The sequence below is a fragment of the Rhizobacter sp. SG703 genome (assembly GCF_012275445.1).
In the GTDB taxonomy this organism is placed as follows: domain Bacteria; phylum Pseudomonadota; class Gammaproteobacteria; order Burkholderiales; family Burkholderiaceae_C; genus Rhizobacter.
This window is the reverse complement of sequence record NZ_JAAZQK010000005.1, coordinates 147,342-162,047: the sequence shown is the minus strand read 5'-3', so window position 1 is coordinate 162,047 and position 14,706 is coordinate 147,342. Positions and strand designations below refer to the sequence as shown.

The 14,706-nt window shown below is 71.8% G+C and carries 12 protein-coding genes; 7 read left to right on the top strand and 5 right to left on the bottom strand.

Annotated features, from left to right (window positions below; all coding sequences use genetic code 11):
* Positions 1 to 93 precede the first annotated feature (93 nt).
* Both FHT26_RS11450 and FHT26_RS11445 read right to left on the bottom strand, forming a co-directional pair.
* The gene (locus FHT26_RS11450; RefSeq protein WP_168560264.1) at positions 94 to 1,677 is read right to left on the bottom strand and encodes a phospholipase D-like domain-containing protein; all 1,584 of its coding nucleotides are present in this window, start codon (positions 1,675 to 1,677) and stop codon (positions 94 to 96) included.
* A complete protein-coding gene (locus FHT26_RS11445) occupies positions 1,674 to 3,737 on the bottom strand; it encodes an NADPH-dependent 2,4-dienoyl-CoA reductase (RefSeq protein ID WP_168560263.1) in 2,064 nt (687 codons plus the stop codon). Before FHT26_RS11445 ends, FHT26_RS11450 begins: the two co-directional genes overlap by 4 nt.
* A 305-nt stretch (positions 3,738 to 4,042) precedes the next feature.
* Here FHT26_RS11445 and FHT26_RS11440 point away from each other — a divergent pair, with 305 nt between their 5' ends.
* Genes FHT26_RS11440 through FHT26_RS11425 form a run of 4 tightly spaced genes read left to right on the top strand, consistent with a single transcriptional unit; the run spans position 4,043 to position 9,250 of the window.
* Entirely contained in the window at positions 4,043 to 6,364 is a 2,322-nt protein-coding gene (locus FHT26_RS11440; RefSeq protein ID WP_168560262.1) for a phosphoesterase, read from the top strand.
* A gap of 50 nt (positions 6,365 to 6,414) precedes the next feature.
* Positions 6,415 to 7,773 (top strand): cytochrome-c peroxidase, encoded by a 1,359-nt coding sequence (locus FHT26_RS11435; RefSeq protein WP_168560564.1) that lies wholly within the window; start codon positions 6,415 to 6,417, stop codon positions 7,771 to 7,773.
* A complete protein-coding gene (locus FHT26_RS11430; protein WP_168560261.1) occupies positions 7,770 to 8,387 on the top strand; it encodes a hypothetical protein in 618 nt (205 codons plus the stop codon). The genes FHT26_RS11435 and FHT26_RS11430 overlap by 4 nt, the downstream gene beginning before the upstream one ends.
* 8 nt (positions 8,388 to 8,395) lie before the next feature.
* On the top strand, positions 8,396 to 9,250 hold the full coding sequence (locus tag FHT26_RS11425) for a 2OG-Fe(II) oxygenase (RefSeq protein WP_168560260.1): 855 nt from the start codon (positions 8,396 to 8,398) through the stop codon (positions 9,248 to 9,250).
* A gap of 12 nt (positions 9,251 to 9,262) precedes the next feature.
* Here the strand turns inward: FHT26_RS11425 and FHT26_RS11420 are convergent, their stop codons facing one another.
* A complete protein-coding gene (locus FHT26_RS11420; RefSeq protein ID WP_168560259.1) occupies positions 9,263 to 9,790 on the bottom strand; it encodes a chorismate--pyruvate lyase family protein in 528 nt (175 codons plus the stop codon).
* Between the two features lie 96 nt (positions 9,791 to 9,886).
* On the opposite strand from FHT26_RS11420, the gene pabB reads away from it, so the two are divergent.
* From pabB to FHT26_RS11405, 3 genes are all read left to right on the top strand, one after another.
* Entirely contained in the window at positions 9,887 to 11,227 is a 1,341-nt protein-coding gene (pabB, locus tag FHT26_RS11415; RefSeq protein WP_168560258.1) for an aminodeoxychorismate synthase component I, read from the top strand.
* A 22-nt stretch (positions 11,228 to 11,249) separates the two neighbouring features.
* Positions 11,250 to 11,966: a hypothetical protein gene (locus FHT26_RS11410; RefSeq protein WP_168560257.1), complete on the top strand. Its 717-nt coding sequence runs from the start codon at positions 11,250 to 11,252 to the stop codon at positions 11,964 to 11,966.
* 72 nt (positions 11,967 to 12,038) lie between these two features.
* Positions 12,039 to 13,655, top strand: a complete 1,617-nt coding sequence (locus FHT26_RS11405) for a thioredoxin family protein (RefSeq protein WP_168560256.1) — start codon at positions 12,039 to 12,041, stop codon at positions 13,653 to 13,655.
* Between the two features lies 1 nt (position 13,656).
* Here FHT26_RS11405 and FHT26_RS11400 read toward each other — a convergent pair whose 3' ends face one another.
* Both FHT26_RS11400 and gstA read right to left on the bottom strand, forming a co-directional pair.
* Positions 13,657 to 14,025 carry a hypothetical protein gene (locus tag FHT26_RS11400; RefSeq protein WP_168560255.1) on the bottom strand — a complete coding sequence of 123 codons (369 nt, stop codon included), beginning with the start codon at positions 14,023 to 14,025 and terminating at the stop codon, positions 13,657 to 13,659.
* Entirely contained in the window at positions 14,022 to 14,627 is a 606-nt protein-coding gene (gene gstA / locus FHT26_RS11395) for a glutathione transferase GstA (RefSeq protein WP_168560254.1), read from the bottom strand. Before gstA ends, FHT26_RS11400 begins: the two co-directional genes overlap by 4 nt.
* Positions 14,628 to 14,706 lie beyond the last annotated feature (79 nt).

Below are 14,706 nucleotides of genomic sequence, written 5' to 3'. Positions count from 1 at the left end.
GACGGCGCACGGGCGGCATCATCTCAGTGCCGCAAGCGGGACAGGTGATGCGGTCGTGAAGTCAGCGTGAATTTCGGCCGCGGATTCCCGTGTTCACAACATTTCCTCCGGCGCGAACGGCGACAGCAGCTTCACTGTCAGCTTCAGCCACAGGCTCGCCTCGGGTTCGCTGTCCAGCACCTGCGGCGCGCCGCCGGGCGGCGACAGGGTCCACAGCAGCCGGCCGTCCGGATCCAACGACAGCCGGTAGCTGTTGGCGCTGGCGACCTCGTCGTAGAGCTGCAGCATCTGGCGCGCGATCTCGGGGCTGTGCATCACCACGCCCATCTCGGTGTTCAGCCGGGCCGAGCGGGGGTCCATGTTCATCGAGCCGATCAGCACGTCGCGCTGGTCGATCACCAGCACCTTGGCATGCAACGACGCCTGCGACGAGCCGAACGAGCCGACCTTGCTGCGCGGCAGGTCCAGGTGCACGCGCAGCTCGCGCAGGTCGACGCCGGCCTTCAGCATCGGCTCGCGGTAGCGCGCATAGCCGGTGTGCACCGCCGGCGCATCGGTGGTGGCCAGCGAGTTGGTCAGCACGCGCAGCCGCACGCCGCGGCGCTTCAGGTCGTCGATCAGCGCCATGCCGCGCGCGCCCGGCACGAAGTACGGCGAGATCAGCAGCACCTCGCTGCGCGCGCCGCGCAGCAGGCCCTCGACGTCGTCGCTGATCACCTCGTGCGGCGATGCCGGCTGCTCGGCGTCGGTCGGCGCGCTGGCCTTGGTCGGTTTGTCGGCCAGCACGCGCGACGGCGCCCACACCAGCTTCAGCTGGTTGCGCGCCAGCTCGCTGCCGAGCGGCGACTTCGCGGCGCTCGTGACGATCGCCGGCGCCGAGGCCGCCGCTTCGCCGGCCAGCGCGCTGGCCGGATGGTCGGGCGCCGGGGCTTCGCTGGCCACGGCTGGCGGTGCGCCGGTCACCACGTCGATCGGGTAGGCCAGCGGGTCGTTCCAGAAGCCGTCGAACACCGCCGACAGCGCGCGCACCGCCGGCCCGGCCACCAGCACGTCGACATCGAGGAAGTTGCTCTGCGCGCTCTGCACGAAGTAGGCGTCGCCGAGGTTGCGCCCGCCGGTCGCCGCGAGCGCGTTGTCGGCGACGAACATCTTGTTGTGCATGCGGTGGTTGATGCGGCCGATGTCGGTCAGCGACGCCATCACGCGGCTCATCGTGGCCATGCGGCCGGACGGGAACGGGTTGTACAGCCGCACCTCGATGCGCGGGTGCCGCGTCAGCCGCATCAGCGCGTCGTCCTGGCCGGCGGTGTTCAGGTCGTCGAGCAGCAGCCGCACGCGCACGCCGCGGTCGGCGGCCGCGCGCACGCGCTGCATCAGCGCGCGCGACGACTCGTCGCTGTGGATCAGGTAGTACTGCAGGTCCAGCGTCTTCTGTGCGCGGTCGGCCAGCGCGGTCAGCGCGGCGAAGGCATCGTCGCCCGAGGCCAGCACCCGGAAGCCCGAGATGCCGGGCGCCGGCGCGGCGGCGGCGACCAGCTTGCCGAGCGCGGTGCTTTCCGGATCGGCCAACGCCTGCACCGCCGGGCGCGGCTGCGGCGGCGGCAGGCTGGCGCAACCGCCCAGCCCGGTGAGGCAGAACAGCAGGCTGACGAAGGCGGTGCGCAACAGACGGCTCATTCCAACGCCAGGGCAATCCGCGTGCCTTGGTCGATGGCGCGCTTCGCGTCCAATTCGTTCGCTTCGTCGGCGCCACCGATCAAGTCAGTGGCCACCCCCGAGGCGCGCAGCGGCTCCAGCAGCTCGCGCAACGGCACCTGGCCGGCGCACAGCACGACGGTGTCGCACTCGATCAGTTGGCCGTCGAGCCGTTTTTCGCCGTGCGTGACGAACAGGCCCTGCGGCGTGATGCGTTCGTAGTTGACGCCGCCGATCATCTCGACCTGCTTCATCTGCAGCGCCGCCCGGTGGATCCAGCCGGTCGTCTTGCCCAGCCCCTTGCCGAGCTTGCCCGTCTTGCGCTGCAGCAGCACCACCTGGCGCGCCGGCGCGGCGGGCCGGGGCGGCACCACGCCGCCGCGCACCTCGGCCGGATCGGCAACGCCCCATTCGGCACGCCACTCGGACAGATGCATCGTCGGCGACGCCCCCGGCGGCGTGACCAGGAACTCGGCGACGTCGAAGCCGATGCCGCCGGCGCCGATCACCGCGACCTTGTCGCCCACCGGCTTGCGCTGCAACAGCACGTCGAGGTAGCTCAGCACGTGCGGCAGGTCCTGGCCTGGGATCTTCGGGTCGCGCGGCGTCACGCCGGTGGCGAGCAGCACGCGGTCGTAGTCGCCGGCCACCAGCAGGCCGGCCGTCGCCCGCGTGTTCAGGTGCAGCACGACGCCGGCCGATTGCAGCCTCTGGCCGAAGTAACGCAGCGTCTCGCTGAACTCCTCCTTGCCCGGCACGCGCCGCGCGAGGTTGAACTGCCCGCCGATCTCGGCCGCCGAATCGAACAGGTCGACCGCATGGCCGCGCTCGGCCAGCGTGCAGGCCGCCGCCAGCCCGGCGGGCCCGGCGCCGACCACCGCGACGCGGCGGCGCTGCCGCGCCGGCCGCTGCACCAGCACCGTCTCGCGCGCCGCGCGCGGGTTGACGAGGCAGGTCGCGAGCTGCGCCTTGAAGGCGTGGTCCAGGCAGGCCTGGTTGCAGGCGATGCAGGTGTTGATGGCCTGCGGCCGCCCGGCCGCCGCCTTGCGGACGAACTCCGGATCGGCCAGCAGCGGTCGCGCGAGGCTCACCAGGTCGGCGCAGCCGTCGGCCAGCACCTGCTCGGCCACCTCAGGGGTGTTGATGCGGTTGCTCGCGACCAGCGGGATCGTCAATCCTGCGTCACGCAGCGCGCGGCGCATCGTCTGCGTGACCGATGCGAACGCACCGCGCGGCACGCTGGTCGCGATGGTCGGCACGCGCGCCTCGTGCCAGCCGATGCCGGTGTTCAGGATCGTCGCGCCGGCCTGCGTGACCGCCTTCGCGAGCGCCACCGCCTCGGGCCAGCTGCTGCCGTCGGGGATCAGGTCGATCATCGACAGCCGGTAGATCAGGATGAAATCCGGCCCGACCGCCTCGCGCACGCGGCGCACGATCTCGACCGGCAGCCGCATGCGGTTCTCGTAGCTGCCGCCCCAGTCGTCGCGCCGCTGGTTGGTGTGCGTCGCGAGGAACTGGTTGATCAGGTAGCCCTCGCTGCCCATGATCTCGACACCGTCGTAGCCGGCCTCGCGTGCCAGCAGCGCGCAGCGCACGAAAGCGCGGATCTGCCGCTCGATGCCGCGCGCCGACAGCTCGCGCGGGGTGAACGGCGAGATCGGCGACTGGATGCGCGACGGCGCGACGCAGAACGGGTGGTAGCCATAGCGCCCGGTGTGCAGGATCTGCAGCGCGATGCGGCCGCCTTCGGCATGCACCGCGTCCGTCACCTCGCGATGGCGGCGTGCCGCGCCGCTGCTGGCCAGCATGCCGGCGAACGGCTTGGTCCAGCCGGCGATGTTGGGGGCGAAGCCGCCGGTCACCATCAGCCCGACGCCGCCACGCGCGCGCTCGGCGAAGAACGCGGCCATCGCCGGGAAGTGCTTGCGGCCGTCTTCCAGGCCGGTGTGCATGCTGCCCATCAGCACGCGGTTGGGCAGCGTCGTGAAGCCGAGGTCGAGGGGGTTCAGCAGGTGGGGATAGGGCACGGATTGGGGGGTCATGGGTGGGTGCGAAGCGGTCGGCCCATGCTAGCGATCCGCGCTGCGGGCCGGCTCAGGGCTTGGCCGCATGGACACGCCGGGCGGCACCGGGTGCAACGGCCAGGCGCGACGTCCCGCTTGCCGGCGGCGCACTGCGGTGCGACATGTGACGACATGGGCCGACGACAGTACTTTACGAAGCCCCGCGGAGCGAGCCGCCATGCGGGCTGGCGCGTTCCGGCGCGCCGATGGAGGCGGCTCCTGACACCGATCCGTCATCTGCGCTGCCTAGAGTCCGCCGCGCTCACCACCCTCCGGACCCCGCCATGCGAAGCATCATCACCGCACCAGCCTTCTCGACGTCCCGCACCGCCTCCCTGACCCTGCTCGCCGCCGCCGTGCTCGCGGCCTGCGGCGGCAGCGACAGCTCGTCGCCGGCGCCCGCGCCCGCACCGACGCCCACCGTCAGCGGCGTCGTCACCGCGACGCAGTTCGTCGCCGGCAGCGCCACCGACCCGACCATCAAGGCCTCGTACTACCAGGGTGCCAAGGTCTGCGTCGACGCCAATGCCAACGGCGTCTGCGATGCCGGCGAGAACCCGGTCACCACCGACGCGAACGGCAGGTTCACGATCCCGATGGCCACCCAGGCGGCGCTGATCGCCGACATCGGCACCGATGCCACCAACACCGCCAGCGGCGCCAAGGTCGCCAGCCGCGACGTGCTGCGCGCGTCGCTCGACCAGGTGATCGAGCAGGCCGCCGGCAGCATCGTCATCAGCCCGCTGTCGTCCGAAGTGCTGCGCACGATGGAAGCCAACGGCAGCACCTATGCCGCCGAGAAGCAGAACCTCGCCGGCCGCATCGGCGTGACCGCCGCGAACCTGCTGGCCGACGTCAACGTCGTGACCGGCGCCGACCAGGCCGCGATGCTGGCCGAATCGAAGGTGCTCGACAACCGCTTCACCTTCGCGATCACCAAGCTCGACCGCGGCGACCTGTACCCCGACGCGCTGGCCGTGCCGGGCGGCGACCCGCGCCTGAAGGGCGCCGCCAACGTGACGCAGGCCACCGCCCCGGCCGGCGACGACACCCGCGCGAAGATCACCTTCGCGCAGGCCGAGCAGGCCGCCTTCAACCTCGAAGGCGTGCCGCGCTACGACCACGTGTTCGTCGTGATGCTCGAGAACAAGGCCACGCTGTCGATCGCCGGCTCGCCGTTCGCGCCGAAGATCAACGCGCTGCTGAAGGCCGGCAACCAGCTGACCTCGTACTACGCGACCGGCAACCCGAGCGAGCCGAACTACACCGCGCTCGGCGGCGCCGACGACTTCGGCATCACCGACGACAGCCAGTGGAACTGCGACGCCACCGGCGACAACGCCGTCAAGGACCTGCCGCTGCCGGACAAGACCCAGACCGGCCTGCAGAACTCGCCGTTCGCCGCGACCTGCACGCAGGCCGTCGGCGTCAACCACAACATCACCGCGCCGAACCTGTTCAACGCGCTGAGCGCGGCCGGCCTGACCTGGCGCACCTACAACGAGTCGATCAACCCGGGCCAGGACTACCGCACCGACAGCGTCGCCGATGCCGCGGTGATCGCGGCCGACCACGTCTACGCACCGGGCACGCTCGCCAACAACACCGCGCAGATCGGCACTGCCGGCCTCGCGCTGCCGCTGCCGGCCGGCCTGTACAAGACCAAGCACCACCCGGGCATGGCCTACCAGAACGTGCGCAGCGCGCCGGAATGGAAGTACAGCAACCGCACGATGGGCGGCGGCCAGTGGGATGCGGTGATGAAGAACAGCACCGCCTACGCCGTGCCGGCGAACTACGACGTCGACCAGCTCGGCACCGACCTCGCCAGTGGCCACATCGGCACGCTGAACTTCCTGGTGCCCGACCAGTGCGACGACATGCACGGCATCACGGTCAAGGGCAGCGTGGCCGGCGGCGCCACCGGCGTCACCGCGAGCGACTGCAGCAGCGTCGCCAACAACGTGCCGACCGCGACCGGCGGCGCGATCATCGCGCGCGGCGACAACTACGTCGACGCGCTGGTCAAGCGCATCCAGGACTCGCCGGTCTGGAAGAACCCGGCCAAGCGGGTGGCCATCGTGCTGATGTTCGACGAGGGCAATGCGACCAGCGGCTTCAACTCCTGCTGCGGCTGGAACGTGGCGAACAGCACGGTGGCCAAGCCGCTGAAGCAGAACGCCGACGGCAGCTTCACGCCCGATGCGACGATCAACAACTACACGCGCGGCAACCGCGGGCACGGCCAGAGCATCTTCGGCATCCTGAGCAACCAGGCGTCGGCCCCGAAGGGCGTCAGCGACAACGACGCGTACAGCCACTTCTCGCTGGTGCGGACCTTCCAGGACATGTTCCAGCTGGCCGACCCGGCGGTCGATGCGTCGTACATGAACCGCTCGAAGTACACCGAGCGGTTCATCGCGGCGAACATCATGAACCTGCCGGAATTCGCGGGCAGCGCCGACACCCACTTCGACGCGGTGCGCCCGATCAACCACGCCTTCGTCGCGCCGGCCGGCTACACCGCGAAGCAGTCGGCGGACGTGACGACCGCGGCCCAGATCGGCCCGGATGCCGTGCAGACCAACGTCTGGTCGCTGAAATAAGGCCGAAGCCGCCGGCCGCGGGACGCCCCGTGGCCGGCGGCACCGTCATCATGCAGATCACCTCGTTCCACCGGGCCGCGGCATGGGCCGCGGCCCTCGCGCTGGCCGCCTGCGGCGACGGCGGCGCGCCGAATGCCGGCCCGGCCCGGGGCGCCGCCGCGACCCCGAGCACCGCCAGCCCGCCCTCCTCCCTCAGCCTGGCCGCGCAGGTCGGCGAGAAGATGTTCTTCGACACGACGCTGTCCGGCTCCGGCCAGCTCGCCTGCGCGAGCTGCCACGACCCGCGGCATGCGCACGCACCGGCCAACGACCTGGCGGTGCAGTTCGGCGGCGCCGACCTGAAGGCCGCCGGCACCCGCGCGGTGCCGTCGCTTCGCTACAAGGAGGTGACGCCGCCGTATGCCGACCTGCTCGACAACCCCGACGGCATCAGCGTGCCCGGCCCGGGCGGCGGCTTCGCATGGGACGGCCGCGCGGCGACGCTCGCCGAGCAGGCGACCATGCCGCTGCTGGCCGCCAACGAGATGGCCAATGCCGACGGCGCCGCCGTCGTCGCGAAGCTGAAGGCCGGCGCGTATGCCGACCTGTTCCGCCAGGCCTTCGGCGCCGACGCGTTTGCCGACCCGACCAGCGCATTCGCGAAGGCCGGCCTTGCGTTGCAGGCCTACCAGCTCGAAGACCGCAGCTTCCACCCGTACTCCAGCAAGTACGACCTGTACGCCGGCAACAAGATCGGCGGCACGCTGACGCCGGCCGAGGTGCGCGGCTTCAAGGTGTTCGCCGACCCGCAGGTGGGCAACTGCGCGTCGTGCCACTACCAGGGCGCGGGCCTGAACGGCAGCTCGGCGCTGTTCACCGACTTCTCGTACGAGGCGATCGGCGTGCCGCGCAACCCGGCGATCCCGGCCAATGCCGACCCGGCCTATGCGGACACCGGCTTGTGCGGGCCGCTGCGCACCGACCACCCGCCGGCCGCCGGCAACACCTTCTGCGGCATGGTGAAGGCGCCGACGCTGCGCAACGTGGCCACGCGCCAGGCCTTCTTCCACAACGGCGTGATGCATTCGCTGGAGCAGGTGATCCGCTTCTACAACACGCGCGACACGCTGCCGGAGATCTGGTACCCGACCGTCGGCGGCCGGCCGAAGGCCGTGCCGGACGCCGGTTTCCCGAGCTACGGCCTCGTGAAGACGCAGTACGTTGGCGGCCAGGTGAAGAAATACGACGACCTGCCGCCGCAGTTCGTCGCCAACATCGACACCCAGATGCCGCTGGACGGCCGCAAGGCGCACAGCGCGCCGCCGATGAGCGAGCAGAACATCGCCGACCTGATCTGCTTCCTGAACACGCTGACCGACGGCTACCAGCCGCCGGCGGCGCCCGCTTCCACCGGACCCTGCACGCAATGAACCCGCTCACCTGTCGACTGATCGCGCTGATGGGCGCCGTGCTCGCCATTGCCGGCTGCCACCCGGCGCCCGACCAGGCCACGTTCACCGCCGCAATGACCACCTACCTGGCCAAGCGCGGCGACCTGTGCCTGGGCAAGTCCGCCTGGCCGATCGACGTGACGCAGCACGAGATCGACGTCGGCGGCCGCAACGCGCTGCAGATGCCGGCGCTGGAACGGCTCGGGCTGGTCCGCTCCGGCGTGGCCGAGGTCGTGGTCGACGACGAAGGCACGAAGCACGCGATGAAGGTGCGCCGCTTCGAGCTCACCGAGGCCGGCCAGCGCTACCTGGTGCAGCGCGACGCGAAGACGCGCGACTTCTGCGCCGCGCACCTGTCGCTGGACCGCGTCGTCGGCTGGACGCTCGACCGGGGCGAGCGCGGGCCGGACACGCACGCCCGCGTGACTTACACCTACCAAGTCGACGCGGCGCCGTGGACGCGCGACGGCGAGATCCAGAAAGTGTTCCCGGTCGTCGCCGGCGTGGTGCGCGGGGCCGGCACCGCGCAGCTCGAGGAGAACTTCGTGCGCACCGAACAGGGCTGGGTCGCGGTGGACCTGCCGGGCCCATGACGGCACTGATGACGTCACAGCTGCGCTTTGCGCCGGCGCTCGGCGAATGGGTCGCGCAGCACCTGGCGCAGGGGCAGCCGCCGGCCGCGCTGGTCGACGCGATGCGCGAGCGGCAGGTGGCACCGGCGGCTGCGCAGGCCATCGTCGACGCGTTCGTGCGGGCACGCGAACGCGGCGAGCCCTTCCCTGTCGACACGGTCGAGGTCGGCACGGTCGTGCCCGGTGCGCGGCTGGCCGAGGGCCCGGCGGTCCAGACCCACGACCGCCGCATCCGCGTCGCGATGCGCACCGGCGCGCCGCTGCTCGCGGTGCTGCAGGACGTGCTGGACGGCGCCGAATGCGAGGCGCTGATCGCGCTGGCGCGCCCGCGGCTGAAGCCGTCGACGCTGGTCGACCCGGTGAGCGGCCGCGACGTGGCCAGCGGCCTGCGCGGCAGCCTCGGCATGTTCTTCCGGCCGGCCGAGACGCCGCTGATCGCGCAGATCGACCGGCGGCTGGCCGAGCTGATGGGGCTGCCGGTGTCGCACGGCGAAGGGCTGCAGCTGCTGCACTATCCGGTGGGCGCCGGCAGTGCGCCGCACTTCGACTTCCTGCAGCCGTCGAACGACGCCAACCGCGCGTCGATCGCCCGCAGCGGCCAGCGCATCAGCACGCTGGTGTGCTACCTGAACGACGTGGCGGACGGCGGCGAGACCGACTTTCCGGAACGCGGCTGGCAGGTCACGCCGCAGCGCGGCAACGCAGTGGTCTTCGAGTACGACGGGGCCGACGAGCGCTCGCTGCATGCGAGCCGGCCGGTGCGGGCCGGCGAGAAGTGGGTCGCGACGAAGTGGATGCGCGAGCGGCCGTTCATCAGCCTGTGAGGCGCTGAGCGATCAGCTGAGCGCCGGCTCGGGCTGCGGCACCAGTCCGCCGCGGAACACCTCGAAGATCAGCATCAGCGGGCCCTCGGGCGTGACGATGCGGTAGGCCCGGCTCGCCCGCGAGTCCGGCAGCCCGACCACCCTCCACAGCCCGGCTTCGAGCGCCGGTTCGCTCTCGATGGCCTGGCGCTGCACGAACAGCCGTGCCAGCAGGTGACCGATCGGCGCCGCGCCTTCGTCGAGGCCGCTCAGGAACCAGTCGGGCACCGCGTCGAGGCGGGTGTACGACAGGTTGTCCATCAACACCTGGCCGCCGGCCACCAGGCTCGTCACCCGCTCCAGCCACGACGTGCCGCCAAGCTGCTCGGCCACCGTGCGCGGCACCTCGGCCGTGCGGTGCTGGTGGTGCAGCAGCACCTGCACCGGCAGGCCGCACATCGCCGAGCAGGTGCGGGTGGTGGAGCCGTCCTGCGCCAGCAGCAGGCGGCGCAGCGACTCGTGCCGCGCCGTCGGAGGGAAAAGTTGCCGCTCTACACTCATGCGCCCTGTGTCCTGTGCGTGTACTGCGTGGCTGATTCCGGTTCGAGCATCCTAACCCTGCCGCTGGCAGCCACCCCACAAGCCCTCTGCGGCCGCGTGCTGGCGCGCGGACCGGCCGCGCTGCTGGAGAGCAGCAAGCCGATGCCGGGGCAGGCGGGCTGGTCGTACCTGGCCGGGCCGCCGGCCGCGGTGCTGGAGACCGATGCGCAGGCCACCTGGCTGCGCGATCCGCAGGGCCGCGTGCTGCAGCGCTGGAGCGACCCGTTCGACGCGCTGCGCGAGGTGCTGGCCCGCACCGCGCTGCCGGCCGGCGCACGGCCCGCCGGGCTCGACTTCGCCGGCGGCTGGCTGGGCTGGCTCGGCTACGACATGGCGCGCCATGTCGAGCGGCTGCCAGTGCAGGCAGCCATCGACCCCGCGCTGCCGGCGATGCGCCTGCTGCTGTGCGACCAGGTGCTGGCCCATGACCCGGCGACGCAGCGCTGGCACGCCTGCCGCAGCCACTGGCCCGGCCTGACCGATGCGCGCGACGACGCCTGGCATGCGCTGCTCGACGCCGCCGCCGGTCCGGCGCCGGCGGCGACGCAGTTCCAGGCCGGCGCGCTGCAATCGCGCACGCCGGCCCCGCGCTACCTGCAGCAGGTGCGCGAGGTGCTCGAGCTGATCGCGCGCGGCGACCTCTTCCAGGCCAATCTGTCGCACCGCCTCGAAGGCCGCTTCGACGGCGACCCGTTCGCGCTGTACCGCACGCTGACCGCGCTGAACCCGGCCCCGTTCGCCGCCTACCTGCCGCTGCCGCACGGGGCCATCGCGAGCGTGTCGCCGGAGCGCTTCCTGCGGCTGGACGGCCGCGAGGTCAGCGCGCGGCCGATCAAGGGCACGCGCGCCCGCGGCGCCGACGCGCCGGCCGATGCGCAGCAGCGCGCAGCGCTGGCCGCGAGCGTGAAGGACCGGGCCGAGAACCTGATGATCGTCGACCTGATGCGCAACGACCTGGGCCGCGTCGCGCAGGTCGGCAGCGTGCGCGTGGACGGCCTGTTCGAGATCGAGGCGCACCCGAGCGTGTTCCAGATGGTGTCGACGGTGCGCGCGCGGCTGCGCGACGGCGCCGGCACCGCCGATCTGCTGCGCGCCTGCTGGCCGCCCGGCTCGATGACCGGGGCGCCCAAGGTGCGGGCGATGGAGGTCATCGAGTCGCTGGAGCCGGTGCGGCGCGGGCCGTATGCCGGCGCCATCGGCTACTTCGATGCGGCCGGCGGCATGGACCTGTCGGTGGTGATCCGCACCGCGGTCGTGCACGACCGGCGGGTGATGGTGCAGGTCGGCGGCGCGGTCGTCGCCGACTCCGACCCGCGCGACGAACTCGACGAGACGCTGGCCAAGGGCCGGCTGCTGTTGCACGCGTTGCGCGAGGGGTCGACACTGCCGCTTCGATGACCCTGCCAATGACGAAGTTGCCATGAACCAGGCCGCCCACCTGCTGACCGCCGTGCACCGCCGCCGCCTGCGCGAGGTCTGGCGCTCGGCCGGCTGGCCGTGCCAGGACCTGGTCGAGGTCGAACTGCTGTTCCTCGGCCTGCTCGAACGGGTGCTGCAGGCCTCGGGCCACGAGACCTTGCGCGTCACCGAGGCCGGCATCGCGGTGCTGGCCGAGACGCTGCAGCGCAACCGTGCGCGCCGCGACGCGCACGAGCAGCTGGTGGAGCGCGTGGCCCGCGAGATGACGCGCGCCGGCCGCCTGGCTTGGCGCGGGCTGTCGGTGCGTGCGAAGGTCGACGACGGCTGGGTGATGGCGATGCCGGACGTGTTCTCGATCCGCCACACCACCGTCGAGGCCTACCTCGAACCGATCGTGCACGAGGTCAAGGTGCAGCGCAGCGACCTGCTGTCGGACCTGCGCCGCGCCGCCAAGCGCGCGGCCTACCTGCAGCTGAGCAGCGAGTGCTGGTACGTGCTGGCCGAGGGCATCGCGCGCGCCGACGAGATCCCGCCCGAATGCGGCGTGCTGGTGGCGCGCAGCGGCACGCTCGACGTCGAACGCGCGGCACCGCGGCGGCCGATGCGCATGCCCTTCCACCTGTGGATGGCGCTCGCGCGCGCGACGCCGCTGGACGGCTGGCACGACGACGATGCGCAGGGGCACCTGGGCGGCGAGCCTTCGTCGCCAGGCGAATAAGGTCGATCGGTTTTCGAAGATCGTCCTTCGCGGATGCGCCACACTGGCTGCCTTGCGCCCCGGGAGATGCCGATGAGAACCCACCCGCCCTTCGCGATCCTGACCCTGCTGGCCCTGCTGGCCGCCTGCTCCCGACAGGAAGCGCCGCCCGCCCCCGCCGCCGCCCCAGTCGTCACCGCCGCCGCTGCGGCCAGCGCGCCGCACGACGCGCCCGGGATCGCGTGGCGCCAGGCCGCCAGCGACGCCGACGTCGATGCCGCGTTCGCCGACGCGAAGGCCGCGAACAAGCCGGTCTTCGTCTACTGGGGCGCGAAGTGGTGCCCGCCGTGCAACCAGGTCAAGGCCACGCTCTTCAACCGGCAGGATTTCATCGAGCGCTCGCGCGCCTTCGTGCCGGTCTACATCGACGGCGACAGCCCCGGGGCACAGAAGCTCGGCAGCCGCTTCGCGGTGCGCGGGTATCCGACGATGCTGCTGTTCAACCCGGCTGGCGCCGAAGTGACGCGCCTGCCCGGCGAGGTCGACGCCGCGCAGTACACGCAGGTGCTGACGCTGGGCATCAGCGCGCAGCGGCCGGTGAAGGCGGTGCTCGCCGAGGCGCGCGCCGGTGGCGCCGGGTTGTCGGCCAACGACTGGAAGCTGCTGGCGTTCTACTCCTGGGAGACCGACGAGCAGCAGGTGCTGCCGAAGGCGCAGTCGGTCGCGGCGCTGCGCCAGCTCGCGCAGGGCTGCCCGGCCGACCAGCGTGAGACCTCGCAGCGCCTGCTGCTGAAGGCGCTGACCGCCGGCGACGCGGCGCAGGTGAAGGCGACGCCGGCCGACCGCGAACGCGCGCTCGCGCTGCTGGCCGACCCGGCCGCCGCCCGCGCGCAGATGGACGTGCTGACCGTCAGCGCCGCCGACCTGGTGCGGGTGCTGGCGGCGCCGAAGACGCCGCAGCGCCCGCAGTTGCTGGCCGCCTTCGACAGCGCGCTGAAGGGCTTGCAGGCCGATGCCACGCTGTCGCGCGCCGACCGGCTGACCGCGCTGATCGCGCGCGTCGACCTGGCCCGCATCGATCTCGCGAAGGACGCGACGCCGGCGCTGCCCGACGCGCTGCTGGCCGAGGTGCGCGAACAGTCGGCCCGTCTCGACCGCGAGATCACCGACGGCTACGAACGCCAGGCGGTGATCACCAGTGCGGCCGACCTGCTGGAGATGGCCGGGCTGCTGGACGAATCGGACGCGTTGCTGAAGGCCAACCTCGCGAAGAGCCATTCGCCGTACTACCTGATGCTCGGGCTGGCCGCCAACGCGAAGAAGCGCGGCGACACGGCCGGCGCGCTCAACTGGTACGAGGCCTCGTTCGACAAGAGCGAGGGCCCGGCGACGCGGCTGCAATGGGGGGCGCGCTACCTGGCGGCACTGGTCGACCTGTCGCCGCAGGACGATGCGCGCATCGAACGCGCCGCGCAGCAGCTGTTCACCGAAGCGGCCGGGCAACCCGGCGCCTTCTACGAGCGCAGCGGCCGCTCGCTGCAGCGCGCCAGCGACAAGCTGCTGGCCTGGCAGCACACGCCCGCCCAGCGCGCGACGGTCAAGCGGCTGCAGGCGCAGCTCGACGCCGCCTGCCGGCAGCTGCCCGATGGCGACAGCCAGCGCGCCACCTGCGATGCGCTGCTGAAGCCAGCGCCGAAGAAGACCGCCTGATTCAGCGCTTGCGGGCGCCGAGCTGCAGCTCGTAGCGCGCGCCCTTGTCGCGGTCGGCGAACTGCAGCGTGTCGCCCTGCCAGGCGTAGTCGGCGCTGAACTCGTCGAGTTGCATGCTGCCCTGCATCAGCACCACGTCGAGCTGGCTGCTGTGCAGCTTCAACCGGTAGACGACATCGCTGATCTGCACCTGCACGCGCTGGCCGCTGCGCCAGTCGACCCGGGCCGGGCCGCAGCTGGGCGCCGCGTCGGAGGTGGCCACGCACAGCCGGGCGTCGTAGTGCCCGGGCGCCGGGGCGGCGTTCGCACTGGCCGATCCCAGCAGGGCCAGCACGGCACAGGCCGCCAACGCGCTTCGAGAATGGGTCACGTCAATCCTTCGACTTTCATCGCATCCTGCACCGCCGGGCGCGCGCCGACCCGTTCCACATACGCCGACAGGTTCGCCAGCCCGCCCAGGTCGATGCCGACGCGCGGCGCCCAGCGGCACACGGTGAACAGGTAGGCATCGGCAATGCTGAAGTGCTCGCCCATCAGGTAGGCCTTGCCGCTCAGCTGGCCGTCGAGCCAGGCGAAGCGGCCCTGCACCTTGCTGCGCATCACCGCCTTCGCCTCTTCCGGCATCGCCGGGTTGAACAGCACGCCGAAGCCCTTGTGCAGCTCGCTGGTGATGAAGTTCAGCCATTCCTGCACCCGGTAGCGCAGCATCGTGCCGTTGGCCGGCACCAGGTTCTTCGTCGGCACCTGGTCGGCGATGTACTGCAGGATCGCCGGGCCTTCGCTGAGCCGCTCGCCGGTGTCCAGCTCCAGCATCGGCACGTAGCCCTTCGGGTTGATCGTGTAGTAGTCGGTGCCGTCGGCCAGCTGGTGCGTCTTGGTGCTGGCCAGCACCGGCTCGAACGCCAGGCCGGCCTCGCGCAGCACGATGTGGGGCGACAGCGAACAGGCGCCGGGGCTGTAGTAGAGCTTCATGGTGGGCCTTCGTCGGAAGTGGCGGACCCGGTATTACACAGCGGGCGCGTGGCCGGCGCCATCGGGTGCGAAAGCGGGC

Excerpts from the sequence above, each read along its gene's own strand:
- FHT26_RS11450 (WP_168560264.1), bottom strand. The coding sequence starts at position 1,677 with ATGAGCCGTCTGTTGCGCACCGCCTTCGTCAGCCTGCTGTTCTGCCTC.
- FHT26_RS11445 (WP_168560263.1), bottom strand. The coding sequence starts at position 3,737 with ATGACCCCCCAATCCGTGCCCTATCCCCACCTGCTGAACCCCCTCGAC.
- FHT26_RS11440 (WP_168560262.1), top strand. The coding sequence starts at position 4,043 with ATGCGAAGCATCATCACCGCACCAGCCTTCTCGACGTCCCGCACCGCC.
- FHT26_RS11435 (WP_168560564.1), top strand. The coding sequence starts at position 6,415 with ATGCAGATCACCTCGTTCCACCGGGCCGCGGCATGGGCCGCGGCCCTC.
- FHT26_RS11430 (WP_168560261.1), top strand. The coding sequence starts at position 7,770 with ATGAACCCGCTCACCTGTCGACTGATCGCGCTGATGGGCGCCGTGCTC.
- FHT26_RS11425 (WP_168560260.1), top strand. The coding sequence starts at position 8,396 with ATGACGTCACAGCTGCGCTTTGCGCCGGCGCTCGGCGAATGGGTCGCG.
- FHT26_RS11420 (WP_168560259.1), bottom strand. The coding sequence starts at position 9,790 with ATGAGTGTAGAGCGGCAACTTTTCCCTCCGACGGCGCGGCACGAGTCG.
- FHT26_RS11410 (WP_168560257.1), top strand. The coding sequence starts at position 11,250 with ATGAACCAGGCCGCCCACCTGCTGACCGCCGTGCACCGCCGCCGCCTG.
- FHT26_RS11405 (WP_168560256.1), top strand. The coding sequence starts at position 12,039 with ATGAGAACCCACCCGCCCTTCGCGATCCTGACCCTGCTGGCCCTGCTG.
- gstA (WP_168560254.1), bottom strand. The coding sequence starts at position 14,627 with ATGAAGCTCTACTACAGCCCCGGCGCCTGTTCGCTGTCGCCCCACATC.